This is a genomic window from Streptomyces sp. NPDC029164 (genome assembly GCF_055563995.1).
The window spans coordinates 108,528-127,111 of record NZ_JBVHWW010000005.1; the positions used below are offsets into that span (position 1 = coordinate 108,528).

12 protein-coding genes are annotated in these 18,584 nt (G+C 73.3%); 10 read left to right on the forward strand and 2 right to left on the reverse strand.

Going from position 1 to position 18,584, the window contains the following annotated elements:
- Nucleotides 1–6,345, reverse strand: coding sequence for an SDR family NAD(P)-dependent oxidoreductase (locus tag ACZ4VT_RS07020; RefSeq protein ID WP_467947334.1), 6,345 nt, complete (start codon nucleotides 6,343–6,345; stop codon nucleotides 1–3).
- A gap of 32 nt (nucleotides 6,346–6,377) precedes the next feature.
- The gene (locus ACZ4VT_RS07025; protein ID WP_467947335.1) at nucleotides 6,378–8,126 is read right to left on the reverse strand and encodes a fatty acyl-AMP ligase; all 1,749 of its coding nucleotides are present in this window, start codon (nucleotides 8,124–8,126) and stop codon (nucleotides 6,378–6,380) included.
- A 506-nt stretch (nucleotides 8,127–8,632) separates the two neighbouring features.
- On the opposite strand from ACZ4VT_RS07025, the gene ACZ4VT_RS07030 reads away from it, so the two are divergent.
- The 10 genes from ACZ4VT_RS07030 (at nucleotide 8,633) to ACZ4VT_RS07075 (ending at nucleotide 18,522) form a co-directional block, all read left to right on the forward strand.
- Nucleotides 8,633–9,004, forward strand: a complete 372-nt coding sequence (locus ACZ4VT_RS07030) for a hypothetical protein (RefSeq protein ID WP_467947337.1) — start codon at nucleotides 8,633–8,635, stop codon at nucleotides 9,002–9,004.
- Between the two features lie 770 nt (nucleotides 9,005–9,774).
- Entirely contained in the window at nucleotides 9,775–11,484 is a 1,710-nt protein-coding gene (locus tag ACZ4VT_RS07035; protein ID WP_467947339.1) for a hydrogenase maturation protein, read from the forward strand.
- 73 nt (nucleotides 11,485–11,557) lie between these two features.
- Nucleotides 11,558–12,613 (forward strand): NADH-quinone oxidoreductase subunit B family protein, encoded by a 1,056-nt coding sequence (locus ACZ4VT_RS07040; RefSeq protein ID WP_467947341.1) that lies wholly within the window; start codon nucleotides 11,558–11,560, stop codon nucleotides 12,611–12,613.
- A 77-nt stretch (nucleotides 12,614–12,690) separates the two neighbouring features.
- The gene (locus ACZ4VT_RS07045) at nucleotides 12,691–14,475 is read left to right on the forward strand and encodes a nickel-dependent hydrogenase large subunit (RefSeq protein WP_467947343.1); all 1,785 of its coding nucleotides are present in this window, start codon (nucleotides 12,691–12,693) and stop codon (nucleotides 14,473–14,475) included.
- Nucleotides 14,472–14,999, forward strand: coding sequence for a hypothetical protein (locus tag ACZ4VT_RS07050; RefSeq protein WP_467947344.1), 528 nt, complete (start codon nucleotides 14,472–14,474; stop codon nucleotides 14,997–14,999). Before ACZ4VT_RS07045 ends, ACZ4VT_RS07050 begins: the two co-directional genes overlap by 4 nt.
- Nucleotides 14,996–15,655, forward strand: coding sequence for a DUF5947 family protein (locus tag ACZ4VT_RS07055; RefSeq protein WP_467947346.1), 660 nt, complete (start codon nucleotides 14,996–14,998; stop codon nucleotides 15,653–15,655). Before ACZ4VT_RS07050 ends, ACZ4VT_RS07055 begins: the two co-directional genes overlap by 4 nt.
- 68 nt (nucleotides 15,656–15,723) lie before the next feature.
- On the forward strand, nucleotides 15,724–16,428 hold the full coding sequence (locus tag ACZ4VT_RS07060; protein WP_467947548.1) for a DUF6084 family protein: 705 nt from the start codon (nucleotides 15,724–15,726) through the stop codon (nucleotides 16,426–16,428).
- The gene (locus ACZ4VT_RS07065) at nucleotides 16,425–17,870 is read left to right on the forward strand and encodes a hypothetical protein (protein ID WP_467947347.1); all 1,446 of its coding nucleotides are present in this window, start codon (nucleotides 16,425–16,427) and stop codon (nucleotides 17,868–17,870) included. The genes ACZ4VT_RS07060 and ACZ4VT_RS07065 overlap by 4 nt, the downstream gene beginning before the upstream one ends.
- Complete coding sequence (locus ACZ4VT_RS07070; protein WP_467947349.1) at nucleotides 17,867–18,421, forward strand: hydrogenase maturation protease; 555 nt, start codon at nucleotides 17,867–17,869, stop codon at nucleotides 18,419–18,421. The genes ACZ4VT_RS07065 and ACZ4VT_RS07070 overlap by 4 nt, the downstream gene beginning before the upstream one ends.
- Nucleotides 18,418–18,522: a DUF6893 family small protein gene (locus tag ACZ4VT_RS07075; protein ID WP_467947351.1), complete on the forward strand. Its 105-nt coding sequence runs from the start codon at nucleotides 18,418–18,420 to the stop codon at nucleotides 18,520–18,522. Before ACZ4VT_RS07070 ends, ACZ4VT_RS07075 begins: the two co-directional genes overlap by 4 nt.
- Nucleotides 18,523–18,584 lie beyond the last annotated feature (62 nt).

An 18,584-nucleotide genomic window follows, 5' to 3' on the forward strand; every position in this document is an offset into this window, starting at 1 on the left:
CTAAGAAACGGTGATGACGAACTTGCCGATGTTGTCCCGGTTGCGGAGCCGGGTGATCGCCTGCGGGGCGTCCTCGAGAGCGAAGAGCCCACCCACGGCGGGACGGAACACGCCCGCGTCGATCAGCTCGACGAGGCGGTCCATCAGAGGCCGGAGCCTGGACGGATCACGCGCCAGCGCCCCGACGTTCACCGTGCAGAAGGAGCGGCTGCTCATGAACAGGTCCCGGCCGTTCACGGCCAGGTCGAGCACTCCCGCCGCCCCGATCTCGATGAAGCGGCCCCCGGAACGCAGCAGGGCGAGGCCCTTGCCCACGGCGTCCCCGGAGAGGGAGTCGACGATGAGGTCGAGCCCCTGGTCGGGCGTGATCTCCCGGACCGCGTCGGCGAAGTCCGCCTCCGCGTAGTTGATCGGGTGCTGGACGCCCAGCGCCCGCAGGTGGTCCAGCTTGGCCTCCGTGCTCGCCGTACCGAACACGGTCGCGCCGTGGTGCAGCGCCAGCTGCACGCACGCCGTGCCCGTCGCCCCGGCCGCGGCCTGGACGAGCACCCGGTCGCCCGGGTCCACGCGCGCCTCGCGCTCCAGGCACGCGATGGCGGTGAGGCCGCTGATCAGCATGGCCACCGCGTCGGTGTGGGAGACGCCGGCGGGCAGCGGAGCCACCGTGTACGCCTCCGTCGTCACGCGGGCCGCGTAACCCCCCTGCGGGGTGAGCGCGATGACCGCGTCGCCGGGCCGGACGTGCTCGACCGCGTCACCCACCGCGTGCACGACACCGGCCACCTCGTGCCCGGGGACGAACGGCGGGCTGGAGAGGAACGGGTGGAAACCGGTGGAGGCCAGTACGTCGATGAAGTTGACGCCGACCGCGTGCACGTCGATGACGACCTCCCCCGGCGCGGGCTTGCGCACGGGCACGTCCTGCAGCCGCATGTCGAGCCCGGACGGGGTCGCGACCACCGTGTACCCGCGGACGGTGCTGTGGCGCTCCGCCTCGTCCAGCGTGATCTCCTGGGCGCTCGCCGCCGGCGCCTCGGGCCCCGCAGCCTCCCGGGAATCCTCCCCGGAGGTCTCCTGGGACTCCGCCGTCCCGAGCAGGCCTTCCAGATGGAGCCCCACGGCGTCCACCGTCCGGTGGTTGAACATGAACGTCGCCGGCAGTTCGAGCCCGAAGTGGGCCCCGATCCTGCGGGTGATGGAGACGGCGAGCAGCGAGTCGACCCCCAGCCGGTCGAAGCGGACCGAGGTGTCGATCTCGCCCGGCGAGCGGCGCAGCGCACGGGCCAGCTCCGCGCGGACGAACTCGGCCGCGGAGCCCGCCGCGCCCTCCGGCCGCGCCGTGGCCCGGGCCCGCGGCGCCGCGGCCCCGCCGGAGCCGCGGTTGAAGCGGGCCACCAGCCCGTCCGCGACCTCGTCGCGTACGTCCAGCACCGCCAGCTGCGGGTGGGAGCCGGCCAGGGCGAGCAGGAACGCACGTGCCCCCTCGTCCGGGGACATCGGGTGCAGGCCCGATTCGATCAGCTGGCGCTGGTACTTGGGGTCCGCGACCATGCCCAGCTCCGCCCACGGGCCCCAGTTGACCGTACGCACCGGTGTGCGCCGGCCGCGTCCGGTGCCGGTCAGCGCGTCGAGCGTGGCGTTGCCCGCCGCGTAGGCACCCTGGCCCGGGGTCACGAACAGGCTGGCCATGGAGGAGAACAGGACGATGAAGTCCAGGTCCTCCGAGGCCACCGCGTCGATGAGGATCCGGGCGCCGAGCTCCTTCGGCCGCATGATCGCGTGCATGCGCTCGGGCGGCGTGGACTCGATCAGCGCGTCGTCCAGGACGCCCGCGGTGTGGATCACGCCGTGCAGTGCCCCGAACTGACGCAGCGTCCGGTCCAGGGCGCTCCGTACGGCGGCCGCGTCGGTCACGTCGGCCTGGAGGTAGAGCAGCCGTCCGCCGGCGGCGTCGACCGCCTCCTCCAGCTGCGGGTCGACGTCCGCCCGTCGGCCGGTGAGCACCACCCGGGCCCCCGCCTCGCGGGCGAGGGTGACCGCGAGCGTCGAACCCAGGCCGCCCTGGCCGCCCGTGATCCAGTAGACGCCACCGGGCCTCAGGTCCGCCGGGACGGAGCCGGGCTCCACCGGGGTCAGGGACGGGAGCGTGCGCTCCCCGTGCCGGTACCGGACGAGGAACGCGTCCGCCGGTACGGCGAGTTCCGCCGCGATGTCACGGGCGAGTTCGCGCGTCGCCAGCTCGTCCGCCTCGATCCGGACGGCCCGCCCCGACCAGGTCACGGTCTCCTGTTCGAGGGCGCGCAGCAGCGGCGGCAGCGCCACGTCGCTGCTCACCAGCGCGAGCTCGCGGCGCGCCGCGGCCCCGGTCCGCGCGGCGCAGCGCAGCAGCGCGAGGAAGGCCTCGCGCTCCGGCTCGACGACGAGCAGGCGCGCGGCGGCCGGCTGCGCCTCCAGGAACGCCAGGCCGTCCTCGCCTTCGGGCAGCGGCAGGACGGTGCAGTCGGCGCCGCCCCCGCGCAGCTCCTCCACCAGGGGCGCGCACCGCTGCGCGTCCCCGGTCAGGAGGACGACGTGACGGGGGCGTTCGGCCGGCTCGGCGGGCCGGGCCCGCGGCCGCTCGTCCACGGCGAAGAACCGCAGGGAGTGCCGGGTGCGGATCCGCTTCAGCGACACCCCCGTGAACCGCGCGAGGACCCGGCCCTCGGGGTCGAGGACCGCGACGTCACAGTCGAAGGTGTCCGCGTCCTCGTCCTCGTCGAGCTCGCCCCGCAGCCGTACGTGGGCCAGGGCCGGACCGGACCACGGCGCGAAGACGTCGACGCGGCGGTAGCCGAACCCGACGAAGGTCCCGTTGACCCCGGCGTCGAAGGAGAGCCCGGCGATCGACTGCATCGCCCCGTCCGCGACGTCCGCGGGAAGCGGGCGGCCCAGGGTCCCCGACGAGGGCGGCGCGAGCTCGGTGAGCAGCTCCTTCTCGCCCAGCCACATCCCGGTCACCATCCGCATGCTGTCCCCGTACGACAGACCGGAGGCCGCGAGGTGCTCGTACAGGGCCTGCGTCTCGACCGGCCGGGGGCAGCGCCGCCGGATCGCGGACAGATCGACCGCGGGCGGCACGGGGCCGGTGGCCGACCACGCGGCGGAGAGGTGCTCCTCCCACGCCGCGCCCGGCTCGTCCGCCGCGCGGCTCTCCACGGACAGGTACGGCTCGTCCCCCGCGCGCAACCGCCGGGAGACCCGTACGTGCCGGGACTCGCCCTCGGCGACCGCCAGCGAGTTGGTCACCAGGACGTCGTCGAGCCCGTACCCGCCCACCGGGGCGGGGTCGAGCTCCTTCAGCGCGGCGTCGAGCATCCACGCGGCGGGCGCGATGGCCCGCTCCTGCACGCGGTGGTCGCGGATCACCGGCAGCGAGCCGGTGACCAGCGTCCCGTCCGCCTGGGGGCCCGGCGGCTCGATCCAGTGCTCCTGGCGCTGCCAGGGGTACGCGGGCAACCGCGTGCCGGCCCGGGGCGCGCCGCCGTGGAAGGCACGCCAGTCGATCTCGCACCCGGCCTCGAACAGCGCGGCGACCGACTCGTAGGGGGCCCGGTCGTCCATGCGCCGCATCGCCGGTACGGCGGCCACGGGACGGTCCTCGTCCTCCAGGCACTCGGTCACCGAGACCGACAGCAGGGGGTGCGGGCTCAGTTCCAGGAACACGCGGTGGCCGGCCGTCCCGGCGCCGCGGACGGCGTCGGCGAACAGCACCGGCTCGCGCAGACTGCGCCACCAGTACTCCGCTGTCAGTCCGTTCGTGTCGAAGCGCTCCCCGGTGAGGGAGGAGTGGAAGGCGATGCCCGCGGGACGCGGCGACAGCCCGGAGAGCTCCGAGACGAGGTCCTCCCGCAGGTCCTCCAGCAGGGCGCAGTGCGAGGCCACGTCCACCTTCACCCGGCGGCAGAAGACGCCCTTGGCGTCCATGGCGTCGACGAACGCGTCGACGGCCGCGGTCTCCCCGGAGACGATCGTGGTGGCCGGACCGTTGTGCGCGGCGAGCGACAGGCGCTCCCCGTACGGCTCAAGAGCCTTGCGCACGTCCGACACGGGCAGCGAGACCAGCGCCATGGCGCCCTGCCCCCGGTGGCGCATCATCAGGGCGCTGCGGCGGCAGATGATCCGCGCCGCGTCCTCCAGACGCAGCGCACCCGAGACGTGGGCCGCCGCGACCTCGCCCATGCTGTGGCCGATGACCGCGGCGGGCTCGACGCCCCAGGACCGGAAGACCGCCGCCAGACCCACCTGCATCGCGAAGACCGCCGGCTGGACGACGTCGATCCGCTCCAGCAGCGGGGCGGCGTCCTCCTGGGTCAGGACCTCGCGCAGCGACCACGTGACATGGGCCGCGAACGCCTGCTCGCAGCGCGAGACGGCCAGGTCGAAGGCGGGCTCGGCGGCGAGCAGGGCCCGGCCCATCCCCAGCCACTGGGCGCCCTGCCCGGGGAACACGAAGACGACGCCCGCGTCGTCCGGCACGTGGCGCCCGGCCGTGAACTCCTCCCGCAGCCGGGCGAGGAGCTCGTCCTTGTCGGCGAAGGCGAACGCGGCGCGGAACTCGCGCCCGCGCGGCCCGCCGCGGCCCCGCAGCAGCGTCGCCGCGGCCGTGCCCCGGCTCAGCTCGTCACCGCTCAGCCCGCCGGCCCACGCCGCGTGGTCCGCGGCCTGCGCGCGCAGGGCCGTCTCGGTGCCCGCGGACAGCGCCAGCAGCCCGACGGGGTGCTCCGCGACGGCCACCGGCTCCGCCTCCGGGGCGGGGCCGAGGACCGCGTGCGCGTTGGTGCCGCCGAAGCCGAACGAGCTCACCCCGACCACGCCGACCTCGGCGGGGGACTCCCAGCGCCGCAGCGCGGACTGCACGCGCAGCCCGAGTCCGCCGAAGTCGATGTCGGGGTTCGGCTCCTCGCAGTGCAGGGAGGCCGGCAGGGCCTTGTGCTCGAAGCTCAGGGCCAGCTTGATCAGGCCGGCGATGCCGGCCGCCGCCTCCAGGTGCCCGACGTTCGTCTTCACCGAACCGATCGCGCACGGCCGGTCCGCCGCGCGGCCCCGGCCCAGTACGTTCCCCAGCGCGGCGGCCTCGATCTGGTCGCCGATGGCCGTCCCCGTGCCGTGGGCCTCGACGTAGCCGACCTCCGCCGGTGCGACGCCGGCCTGGGCGAGCGCGAGGCGTACGACGTCCTCCTGCGCCTGACGGCTCGGTGCCAGCAGTCCGTTGGTCCGCCCGTCGGAGGTCACCGCCGACCCGCGGATCACCGCCGAGACGCGGTCGCCGTCGCGCAGCGCCTCGCTCAGCGGCTTCAGTACGACGACGCCCGCGCCCTCGCTGCGCACGTAGCCGTCGGCCTGCGCGGAGAAGGCCTTGCAGCGCCCGTCGGGCGCCATGACGCCCGAGGCGTCGAAGGCCTCGGTGATCGCCGGGCTCAGGATCACGTTGACCCCGCCGACGATGGCCACGCCGCACTCGCCGCGCCGGATCGCGTCGCAGGCGAGGTGGACGGCGACGAGGGACGAGGAGCAGGCCGTGTCGACCGTCAGGCTCGGTCCGCGCAGGTCCAGTACGTAGGAGAGCCGGTTGGCGGCGACGCTGGAGGCCCCGCCCAGCAGGGAGTAGGCGTCCGCCGACGGCGCGTTCGACAGCGCGTCGCGGTAGTCCGAGCTGGAGATGCCGACGAAGACGCCCGTGGGCGAACCGGCCAGGCCGTACGGGTCGATCCCCGCGTCCTCGACCGCCTCCCAGGCGACCTCCAGCATGAGCCGCTGCTGCGGGTCGATCTTGGCGGCCTCGTGTTCGCTGATGCCGAAGAAGTCGAGGTCCAGGCCGCCGACGCGGTCGAGGAAGCCGCCGAGGCCGGCGCGGTCCGTGCCGCTGTTCCCGCGGCCCCAGCGGGAGAACCGCCCGTCGGGGATCCGCCCGATGGCGTCGACGCCGTTCTCCAGGAGGTCCCAGAAGGCCTCCGGGCCGTCGGCCCCGGGGAACCTGCACCCCATGCCGATGATCGCGATCGGTTCGCCGGGCCGCTGTCCGGCGGACGCGCGGCGCGGTGTGCTGCGGGCGGCCCGGTCGGGCCGGGTGCCCTGGAGGTGGTCCAGGATCTCCCTGAGCGTGGGATGTTCGTACGCGACCGTCGGCGAGACCTTCCGGCCGAGGCGGGCGCCGATCTCACCGGCGAGCGCGACCGCGTCGATCGAGGACAGGCCGTACGCGGCCAGCGGTTCGTGGGCCGAGATCTCGTCGCCCGAACCCATGTGGGCCAGCTCGGCGATGCGCCGGCGCAGCCAGGTTTCCAGTTCCGGTTCCGTGTCCGTCATGTGCTTCCCCCTGTGTTCTGCTGTCGTGCAAGTCAGCGCTTCGCGTTCCACGGATCGAGGCCGGCCAGGTACTCCTTCCGGGTTTCGCTGCGCTGCAACTTCCCGCTCGACGTCTTGGGAAGGGTTCCGGCGGGCAGGAGGACGACGTCGCGCGCGGTCAGCCGGTGCTCCTGCATCACGGCGCGCCGTACGGCGTTCGCCACGCTCTCGGGCTCCGCCGCGTCCGTGCCGCCGGCGGCCTCCCGGCGGAGCTCGGCCGCGACCACCACCGCCTCTTCCCCGTCGTGCTCCACGCCGAAGGCCGCCACGCATCCGGGGCGGATCGCGGGGTGCGCGCTCTCGGCGGTCCGCTCGATGTCGTGGGGGTAGTGGTTGCGCCCGCCCACGATGATGACGTCCTTGATGCGGCCGCAGACGAAGAGGCCGTCCTCCGTCTGGAAGCCCAGGTCCCCCGTGCGCATGTACGGGCCTTCGCCGCTGTCGCCCAGCGTGGCCTCGAAGGCCTCGCGGCTGAGGTCGGGGCGCTGCCAGTAGCCGACGGCGACGCTCTCGCCCGCGACCCAGATCTCACCGACCTGTCCCGGAAGGCAGCGGATGTGCTTCTCCGGGTCGACGACGGCCACGTCCAGGGTCCGGCTGACGCCGCAGCTGACGAGCACGCGCGCGTGCGGGTCGTCCTGCGGCACGATCTCCGCGAAACCGCGCTCCAGCTCGTTCTCGTCGAAGGAGCGGAACGTCCACGGCCGTGCGAGCGGCGCACCGCTCACCAGCAGTGTGCTCTCGGCGAGCCCGTACACCGGCACGATGGATTCCGGACGGAAGCCCGTGGAGGCGAAGGCCTCGGCGAACCGGATCATCGAGTCCGCGCGCACCGGCTCGGCGCCGTTCGTCGCGACGGCCCAGGAGGAGAGGTCCAGCGACGCACGGTCCTCGTCGGTCACTTTTCGCGTACACAGGTCGAACGCGAAATTGGGGGCCGCCGAAAGCGTCCCCCGGTACGTCGATATCGCGCGCAGCCAGCGCACCGGGCTCTGCAGGAACGCCACGGTGGGCATCAGAACGGAATGGATCCCCAGCATCACCGGCAGGATGATCATGGAGATGAGCCCCATGTCGTGATAGGGCGGCAGCCAGCCGACCACGACCGTGGACGTGTCCATCCCGAGCGACGTGCGGATGAGGTCGATGTTGTGGGCCAGGTTGCGGTGGGTGACCATCACCCCCTTCGGCTGCCCGGTGGAACCCGAGGTGTACTGCAGGAATGCGAGCGAATCCGGATCCGGGGCCGCGGCGGACCATTCCGCTCCGTTTTCCTCGGGAATCGTGTCGACCGCCAGCCAGGCCGTTCCCCGGATTTCCGGAATGGTGCGTGCCGTCGTCTCGATGACCGCCTGGATGTCCGCGGTGGTCAGCACGGCGGCGGGCTGGGCGTCCTCGGCGATGCCGGCCAGCCGCAGCAGTCCACGGGCGCGCTGCGCGGGGTGCGGGAGGTAGGCGGGCACCGCGACCACGCCCGCGTACAGGCATCCGAAGAAGGCGACGACGAAGTCCTGGCCGGGAGTGAACAGCAGGAGCGCCCGGGAGCCCGGCTCCACCTGCGCGCGCAGGTCCGCGGCGACGGCGCGCGCCCTGGCGTCGAGCGTCGCGAAGGTGAGGGAGGGTTCCGCCTCCTCGCCGTCGGGAAGGAAGGTGAACAGCGCGTCCTCTGGAATACGGGCGGCGTGGGCGTGCAGGGCGTCGACGACGGTGGCGTAGGGGATGTCGTCCAGGGCAGCGGGCAACGGCGATAATGATTCGTCAAGCATTCTCAGCCTCAATCAGTGCCGGAAGTTGATGCTCGCACCGGGTGCGGGCCGGCGGGCAAATGGCGAAAGCGACCCGCGACTCCATGAGTGCGGTCGGCGCGAAATACCCGTTCTTCGATCCGCTCGGGCGGAGTACAGCAGAGAAGAAGTCAAGCCGGATATGGGGTACTGGGCAGTACTGGTCCAAACCTTAGGTCGGCCCGCGCTACCCGGTCAACTCGCATTGAATGGCCGGATGATGTCTGTGAATCCATGGCGGGCCATTGTTTTCGGCCATCTTCAAAAGGCCTCGAAGGATAGGTTCCGCACGCCGTTGTGGCTCCGAGCGGGGAGGACGACATCCGCGCCCGGTGACCGCAGATGACAGTTACTGAGCGAAAACGACCGCTTGTGGGGAAGATATCTCGCCAGTCTGGCGCGATATCTTCACAAACGGTGGCCTCCGGGAGGTTCGAGGGGCCGCGTGTGGGCAGGCGCGGGGCATGACCCTGGAGCATCCGGCGGAGCAGGGCGGGTCCGGGCGGCGCACCCGCTTCGCGAAGCTCGCGGAGCTGGCGTCCAACTTCACCAGCTCCCCCCTCTTCTCCTTCCTCTGCGTCCTGCTGGTGGCCGCCTTCCTGGTGGTCCACTTCGCGGGCTTGGGCGAGAGCTGGCAGCACCTGGTGGGCGACGCGATGGGCGCGGTCGCCCTGCTGCTCCTGGCCCTGCTCAAGAACTCCGAGCGCCGGGCCGAACACGCGATCCAGCTCAAGCTCGACGCCATCGCCGCCGCCCTGCTGGAGCAGCAGGAGGGCAATACGGGCCAGGCGCACAGGGACCTGCGGGAGGCGATCGGCATCGAGGACCGCCGGTAGCCTCCGGCGGTTCGGCAGGGGGGTCGGCCGGGGCCGGGCGGTTGGCTGCGCCGCCTGTTGGCTGCGCCGCTTGGGCGGGGTACGGGGCTGGCTGCGCCGGAGCCGGGTGGTACGGGGGCCGTTTGTGCCGGGGTCGGGCGCCGGTTGGCTGCGCCGCTCGGGCGGGGTACGGGGGGCTGGCTGCGCCGGGTCCGGATCGGAGGGGGCCGGTTGTGCCGGGGTCGGGCGCGCGCCGGGGTGTCTCCTCGGGCGCCGAACGTGACGAGGAGTCGGAGCGTCTGGGCACCTTGCGTTCGACGCCCTGCGGGGATCACCCCGGCACACACCCGACCCCGTCCCAACCGGCCCCGGCTGCTACCCCCATTCCTTCAGCCTCGCCGCATCAAATTCAGCCTCGCCGGCGTTTGAGGCGCGGGGTTCGGGGCGGAGCCCCGGTCTTTGGGCCGCACCGTTCGGCCTTGCCGCACCACTCCAGCCCCTCCGGCGTTTGAGTGGGGTCCCCCCGGACGAAGTCTGGGGGAGGGTCCGGGCGGAGCTCGGCGGGGGGCGGGGCGGAGCCCCGGCAGCGGCGCCGCGGGCTCCGGGTCTGCCGCGGCCCGGCCGGCGAGGCGATCGGCCGAGCGGCCGTCGTACGGGGCGCTTTCGAGTGACATCGCCGCGCAGCCTCGGCCACCGGCGCTCCGGAGTCCTCGACCATCTCAGGCGGCACGCACGGCCGCTCGGGCCGGGCACCGCCGTACCGCGGCTCCGGGCCGCCGCTGGGAGATCACGTGTACGTCCTGCTCGTCGCGAGCGCGTTCAACAGCCTCACGCAGCGAGTCCACGCCGAGCTGCGCGACCACGGCCACCGCGTCGCGGTCGAACTCGCCCTGCCCGGCGCCTCCCTGGCCGAAGCCGTGCGCGGGCACCGGCCCGACCTCGTCATCGCCCCGATGCTGCGGACAGCCCTCCCCGAGGAGGTGTGGTCCGCCCACACCTGCCTGATCGTCCACCCGGGACCGGTCGGCGACCGCGGTCCCTCCTCCCTCGACCGCGCGATCCAGGACCGGGAGACCCGATGGGGGGTCACGGTCCTGCAGGCCAACGCCGAGATGGACGCCGGCGACGTCTGGGCGAGCGTCGACTGCCCGGTGCCGCCCGTCGGCAAGAGCGACCTCTACCGCGGCGAGATCGCCGACGCGGCCCTGGAGGCGGTCCTCCTCGCGGTGGAACGCTTCGCCTCCGGCACCTACGTCCCGCGGCCGCAGACCGGCGGCCGGGCCCGGCCCCTGCTGCGCCAGGAGGAACGCCGGATCGACTGGGAAGCGGACGGCACCGAGCAGGTCCTGCGCGCGCTGCGCGCCGCCGACTCGCAGCCCGGTGTACGGGACGACCTGCTCGGCGGCGAGTGGTTCCTGCACGGAGGGCACCGCGAGGACCACTTGCGCGGTCGGCCCGGCGAACTGCTGGCCACCCGCGCCGGCGCGGTCTGCCGGGCCACCGCCGACGGCGCCGTCTGGATCCCCGAACTGCGCGCCCGCCGCCGGCCCGGCCGGCCGGCCGAGCCCAAACTGCCCGCGACCGTGGCCCTCGCGGACCGGCTGCCCCCGCTTCCCGAGGTGCCCGCGCCCCCGCACGCCGGCCCCCACCGCCGCGCCTGGTCCGACATCGGCTACCACGAGGAGGGCCAGGCCGGCTTCCTGACCTTCTCCTTCCCCGGCGGGGCGATGAGTACCGCGCACTGCCGCCGCCTGCTGGACGCGTACCGGACCGCCTGCACCCGCCCCACCTCCGTGCTGGTCCTGGGCGGCGGTCGCGACTTCTTCTCCAACGGCATCCACCTGGGCGTCATCGAGGCCGCCGCCGACCCGGCGGAGGAGTCCTGGGCCAACATCAACGCCATGGACGACCTCGTCGAGGCGGTCCTGACCACCACCGACCGCCTGGTGGTCGGCGCGCTGGGCGGCAACGCCGCCGCCGGAGGGGCCGTGCTCGCCCTCGCGGCCGACGAGGTCTGGTGCCGCTCGGGCGTCGTCCTGAACCCGCACTACCGCCTGATGGGGCTGTACGGCTCCGAGTACTGGACGTACACCCTGCCCCGCCGCGTCGGCCCGGCCGTCGCCGAGCGCCTCACCGCCGAGGCCCAGCCGCTGAGCGCCGCCGCCGCCCACCGGCTGGGCCTGGTCGACCGTACGGTGCCCTGCGCGCCCGAGGAGTTCGCCGGCGAGACGCAGCGCCTCGCGGCCCGCCTCGCCGCCCTGCCCGCCACCACGGCCCGGATCGCCGCCAAGAAGGCGGCGCGCGAGCGCGACGAGGCGGAGCGGCCGCTGGCCGCCTACCGCGAGGCCGAGCTGGCCCGCATGCGCCGCACCTTCTTCGACCCGGACGCCCCGTACCACGCCCTGCGGCGCGCCTTCGTGCGCAAGGAGCGCGCGGTCGCCACCCCGCCCGTCACTGGACTGGCCGTACCAGACGCGGCGCCCGGACCCACCTGCTGTTAGCAAGAAGGGTGAGGACGAGACAGGCCGCCTCTCCGCACCCCCCTTCCCGACCCCCTCCCCGAGGAGGCATCCCATGGCCGCAGTGACGAAGGACCCGGTCGAAGACCCCCCGATCCACATCCTCTGGATCAACGCGGGACTGAGCTGCGACGGCGACTCGGTGTCCTTGACGGCCGCGATGCAGCCGAGCATCGAGGAGATCGTGACCGGCGTGCTGCCCGGTCTGCCCAAGATCGCCGTGCACTGGCCGCTGATCGACTTCGAATGCGGACCGGTCGGCGGCGCCGACACGTTCATCGAGTGGTTCTTCAAGGGCGAGCGGGGCGAGATCGATCCCTTCGTCCTGGTCGTCGAGGGGTCGATCCCCAACGAGAAGATCAAGCCCGAGGGCTACTGGTGCGGCTTCGGCGACGACCCGGAGACCGGTCAGCCCATCACCACCAGCGAATGGATCGACCGCCTTGCCCCCAAGGCCCTCGCGGTCGTGGCCATCGGCACCTGCGCCACGTACGGCGGCATCCACGCGATGGAGGGCAACCCGACGGGCGCCATGGGCGTGCCCGACTACCTGGGCTGGGACTGGACCTCGAAGGCCGGCATCCCGATCGTGTGCGTGCCGGGCTGCCCGATCCAGCCGGACAACTTCTCGGAGACCCTGACCTACCTGCTCTACCAGGCGGCCGGCTCGGCCCCGATGATCCCCCTCGACGACAAGCTCCGCCCGACCTGGCTCTTCGGGGCCACCGTCCACGAGGGCTGCGACCGCGCCGGCTACTACGAGCAGGGCCAGTTCGCCGAGACCTACGACTCCCCGCGCTGTCTGGTCAAGCTCGGCTGCTGGGGTCCCGTCGTCAAGTGCAACGTCCCCAAGCGCGGCTGGATGAACGGCATCGGCGGCTGCCCGAACGTCGGCGGCATCTGCATCGCCTGCACGATGCCCGGCTTCCCCGACAAGTTCATGCCGTTCATGGACGAACCCCCCGGCGCCAAGGTCTCCACGAAGGCCAGCGGCGCGTACGGGGCCCTGGTCCGCAAGCTCCGGTCGGTCACCGCCCACACCGTGGACGAGGAACCGAAGTGGAGGCACGGCGGCCGCAGCCTGACCACGGGCTACCGCCCGCCCTGGTGACGGCCCGCTCCTCCCCTCCGCAGCGCACGCGCAGCAACTCCCGCTCCCCGCACCGAAGAAGGGTCACGGCAGACACGATGGCAGCGAACACGAAGGCGGCCGGCGACGGCAGCGGCCTGGTGGAGATGGCCTGGGATCCGATCACCCGGATCGTGGGCAGTCTCGGCATCCACACGAAGATCGACTTCAAGCAGAAGCGCGTCGCGGAGTGCTACAGCACCTCGTCGGTCTTCCGCGGCTACAGCGTCTTCATGCGGGGCAAGGACCCGCGCGACGCGCACTTCATCACCAGCCGCATCTGCGGGATCTGCGGTGACAACCACGCCACCTGTTCCGTGTACGCCCAGAACATGGCCTACGGGGTGAAGCCGCCCCACCTCGCCGAGTGGATCATCAACCTCGGCGAGTCGGCGGAGTACATGTTCGACCACAACATCTTCCAGGAGAACCTGGTCGGGGTCGACTACTGCGAGAAGATGGTCCGCGAGACCAACCCCGGTGTGCTGGAGCTCGCCGAGCGCACGCCGTCCCCGCACGCCGGGGAGCACGGCTACAAGACCATCGCCGACATCATGCGCTCCCTCAACCCCATCGAGGGCGAGTTCTACCGCGAGGCCCTCCAGGTCAGCCGCTACACGCGCGAGATGTTCTGCCTGATGGAGGGGCGCCACGTGCACCCCTCCACGCTCTACCCGGGCGGCGTCGGCACCATCGCCTCCGTCCAGCTGTTCACGGACTACATGAGCCGCCTCATGCGGTACTGCGAGTTCATGAAGAAGGTCGTCCCCCTCCACGACGACCTCTTCGACTTCTTCTACGAGGCCCTGCCCGGGTACGAGGAGGTCGGCCGCCGGCGCGTCCTGCTCGGCTGCTGGGGCGCCCTCAACGACCCCGAGTACTGCGACTTCACGTACGCCAACATGACCGACTGGGGACGGAAGATGTTCGTCACCCCGGGCGTGATCGTCGACGGCAAACTGGTCACCAACGACCTCACCGAGATCAACCTCGGCATCCGCATCCTGCTCGGCAGCTCGTACTACGACGACTGGCAGGGCCAGGAGCAGTTCGTCACCCACGACCCGCTCGGCAACCCGGTCGACCCCCGCCACCCGTGGAACCAGCACACCATCCCCGCCCCGCAGAAGCGGAACTTCGACGACAAGTACAGCTGGGTGATGTCGCCCCGCTGGTTCGACGGCAAGGACCACCTCGCGCTCGACACCGGCGGCGGCCCCATCGCCCGCCTGTGGTCCACCGCCCTGTCGGGGCTGGTCCACACCGACTACGTCCAGGCCACCGGGCACAGCGTCGTCATCACCCTGCCCCGCACGATGACCAAGCCCGAGACCCGCTTCGAGTGGAAGATCCCGAAGTGGAGCAACGCGCTGGAGCGCAACCGCGCCCGCACCTACTTCCAGGCGTACGCGGCCGCCATCGCCCTGCACTGCGCCGAGAAGGGCCTCGCCGAGGTCCGTGCGGGACGCACGCAGACCTGGGAGAAGTTCGAGGTCCCGGACGAGGGTCTCGGCGTCGGCTTCACCGAGGCCGTCCGGGGCGTCCTGTCGCACCACATGGTGATCCGCGACGGGAAGATCGCCAACTACCACCCGTACCCGCCGACGCCCTGGAACGCCAGCGTCCGCGACAGCTACGGCACACCGGGACCGTACGAGGACGCCGTGCAGAACACCCCGATCTTCGAGGAGAACACCCCGGAGAACTTCAAGGGCATCGACATCATGCGCACGGTGCGCAGCTTCGACCCCTGCCTGCCCTGCGGCGTCCACATGTACGTCGGCGGCGGCAAGACCGTGAAGACCATGCACGTGCCCACCGGCCTGAGCGGACTGGGCGGATGAGCGCGGTGCTCGACGCCGCCCAGGCGGGGCGCAGGGTCGAGGAGGTGCTCGACCGGATCGCCGCCACGGGCGACCGGGCGGCCTGCGCGGCCGCCGAGGAACTGGTGCGGGTCCTCATGGACTTCTACGGCGCCGGGCTCGCCCGGATCGTCGAGGGACTGGGCAAGGGCCCGCTCGACGCGGTGCTCGACGACGAACTCGTGGCGAGCCTGCTCTCCCTGCACGGCCTGCATCCCGAGGACGCGCGCACCCGGATCGCCCGCGCCCTGGACTCCGTGGCCGACCCGGTGGAGCTGGTCGGCTTCGACGAGGGCACCGGCGTCCTGCGGCTGCGCCCCGGGGCCGCCTCCGGCGGCTGCGGCTGCGGCAGCGGCGATCAGGACGCCGCCCGGCGGACCCTGGAGGACACCCTCGCCTGTTTCGCGCCCGAGGTGACGAGCGTGGAGATGGAGCCCGCCGCGGCCCCGCCGCCCGCCCTCCTCCAGATCGGCACCCGGCCCCCCAGCCCGGCGCGGGTGTCGTGACCGGGCCCGGAATCCGTACGGACGGCCCGCGCGCCCCGCGCGGGCTGCGCCGGTTCGCGGGCCCGCGCCCGCCGCGGCCCGAGACCTGCGAACTGTGCGGGGTGATCGTGCCCGGGGAGTCCCACCGCCACCTGGTGGAGACCGAGAAGCGGACGCTGCTCTGCGCCTGCACCCCCTGCGCCCTGCTGTTCGACCGGCCGGGCGTGGCCACGGGGGGGCTGCGGGCCGTCCCCGTGCGCTACCTCACCGACCCGGGCCACCGGCTCGACGACGGCGCGTGGGAACTCCTCCAGATCCCGGTCGGCGTCGCGTTCTTCTTCCGCAACGCCGCCCTCGACCGGCTCGTCGCCCTCTACCCGAGCCCGGCCGGAGCCACCGAGAGCGAACTCGCCCCGGAGACCTGGCAGACCGTCCTGGGCGCGGGCCGGCTCGCCGAGCTGCTCGAACCGGACGTGGAGGCGCTGCTGCTGCGCCGCTCGGAGGGCCGCACCGAGTGCTACCTGGTGCCCATCGACATCTGCTACGAGCTGGTGGGGCGGATGCGGATGCTGTGGCAGGGCTTCGACGGCGGGGCGGAGGCCCGGGCCGCGCTGCGGGAGTTCTTCGCGCAGGTGGAGCGCCGGGCCAGGGTTCTGGCGGAGGAAGGGGTCCGATGACAGCGATGCCTTCGACGCCGGTGACGCCGATGACCACGGGAACGACGGAGACGGCGGGGACGGCGGGGATGACGGAGCTCGGCTTCACCTGCACCGGGGTGCGGGCCGACCCCTACGCCGCCGGCCCCACCCTCGTCTTCCGGCTGCGCGTCACCGCCGCCGGGGGAGCCCGCGTCCACGCCCTCGCCCTGCGCTGCCAGATCCGCATCGAACCGGCCCGGCGCGGCTACGGCCCCGCCGAGGCCGAAGGGCTGGCGGACCTGTTCGGGGAGCGCTCCCGATGGGGGACCACGCTCAAGCCCGTGCAGTTCGCGCAGGTCCAGGCCATGGTCCCGAGCTTCACCGGGGAGACCGAGACCGACCTGGTCGTGCCGTGCACCTACGACATGGACATCGCCGCGACCCGCTACTTCGAAGCCCTGGCGGACGGGGAGGTACCCCTGCTGATGCTGTTCTCCGGCACCGCCTTCACCGGTGACGGCGGCTTCCGGGTCGAGCCGGTGCCCTGGGACCGCGAAGCCGCGTACCGGATGCCCGTGGCCGTGTGGCGCGAGATGGTCGAGCAGCACTTCCCCGGCTGCGGCTGGCTCCGGCTGCCCCGCGACACCATGGACGAGCTGCTCGCCTTCCGCTCCCGCAACGCGCTCGCCTCGTGGGAGGCGACCGTACGGGCCCTGCTGGACGCGGCCGCCCCACCGCCGCAGCCGCCCCCGCCGGGGGCGCCCCGGCCGGGTGCGGTCCTGCCCCGCCGCACCGGGAGGACCGCCCCGTGACCGGTTCCCCGACCACGACGATCACCACCACCGCCGAGTCCCGCTTCGCCGTCGCCCGGCAGGTGGCCGACGCCGTCCTCCTCGAGGGGTACGTGCTCTACCCGTACCGGGCCTCGGCGGCCAAGAACCGGCTGCGCTGGCAGTTCGGCGTGCTCGTCCCCCCGGCGTGGGGCCGCGCGCACGACGAGCACGCCTTCCAGCAGACCGAGATCCTGATGGAGCCGCGGGGTGAGGCGACGCTCTCCCTGGAGCTGCGGTTCCTGCGGGCGCAGCGCCGTACGGTGCAACAGGCCCTCGACGGCGGCCGTTTCGCCGAGGTGGCCGAGCTGCACCTGGACGACCGCGTGCTGGTCCCCTGGGACGAGGGCGTGGAGGAACGGGCCGAACTGTCCGTCCCCGTCGCCGAGCTGGCGGCCGGGGAGGTGACCGTTCCCTTCCGCCGCCCCGCCCGCGACGAGACCGAGACCGTCCTCGACGCCGACGGGCGGACGGTGGGCCGCCTGGTGCGGCGCACCGAGGAGGCCGAGGGCGTCCTCCGGCTCCGGGTCACCGAACTCGACGGCGCCTACCGGGTGTTCAGGCTCCGGGCGGTGGTGGAGAACACCAGCCCGTGGGCCCCGCCGGCCGGGTCGGGGAACGGCTCCGCCGACCGGGAGGCCGCCCTGCCGTACTCGCTGGTCGCCGCCCACCTCCTGCTCGGCCTCGACTCCGGCTCCTTCCTGTCGATGACCGACCCGCCCGAGTGGGCCCGGGAGGCGGCGGCGGCGTGCGTCAACCGCCACACCTGGCCGGTGCTCGCGGGCGAACCCGGCCGCGCCGACGTGGTCCTCTCCTCCCCGATCATCCTGGAGGACCACGCGGCCATCGCCCCCGAGAGCGCGGGCGCGATGTACGACGCCACCGAGATCGACGAGATCCTCGCCCTGCGCACGGCGGCCCTGACCGACCGGGAGAAGCGCGAGGCACGCGGTACGGACGCCCGGGCGGCCGCCGTGATCGACCTCGCCGACTCCATGCCTCCCGAGGTGCTGGACCGCCTGCACGGCGCGGTGCGCGCCCTGCGGGAGATCACCGGCCCGGACCAGCCGCCCCTGCTGACGGAACTGCCCTCCGAGGACACGGTGTTCAGCCCGGACACCCCCTGGTGGGACCCGGCCCGGGCGGAGACCGCGGACCCGGCCCGTGACCGGATCACGATCGCCGGCGTCTGCGTCGGTCCCGGCAGCCGGGTCCTGCTCCGCCCCGGACTGCGCCGCACCGACGCCCAGGACCTGTTCCTCCAGGGCCGTGCCGCGCTGGTCGAGGCGGTCCTGCACGACGTCGACGGCGGGGTCCACCTCGCCGTCACCGTGGAGGAGGACCCGGGCGCGGACATCCGCCGCGAGCAGGGCAGGTTCCTCTACTTCCAGCCCGACGAGGTCACCCCCCTGGAGGACGCGTGAGCGGCAGGGTCCTGATCGCGGGCATCGGCAACGTCTTCCTCGGCGACGACGGCTTCGGCGTCGAGACCGTACGGGCGCTGTCCGCGCACCCGCTGCCCGACGGGGTCGAGGCGGTGGACTTCGGCGTACGCGGGGTCCACCTCGCCTACCAGCTCCTCGACGGCTACGACACGCTCCTGCTGGTCGACGCCACCGCACGCGGTGGCGAGCCGGGCACGCTCTACCTCATCGAGGCCGACGGGAGCGGGGAGCCGGGCAGCGCCGGCCCCGTGGGCACGGCGCCCGGCGCCCCCGTCCTCGACGGCCACCACATGTCCCCCGACGCCGTCCTGGCGCTGCTCGGCACCCTGTGCGCCGGGACCGGCACCACCCCACCACGGCGCACGCTGGTCCTCGGCTGCGAACCGGCCTGCCTCGACGAGGGCATCGGGCTCAGCGCCGCCGTGACCGCCGCCGTGCCGGAAGCCGTACGCATGGCCCTCGACCTGATCCGCACCCCGGCCCCCGACGAAGCCGGCGGCCCCCGCCGCGAACTGAGGAGAACCCCATGAAGAACGCCGTCATCGGCGGGGCCGCGGCCGCCGCCCTCGCCGCTGTCCTGGTCGTGTTCCTCCCCGACCTCAGGCGCTACCTGCGCATGCGCAGGATGTGACGCCGCTGTCCCTGCCGCGCCCGAATGGCGTACGGGGCGCGCCGCGCACCGGCGTGCCCGAC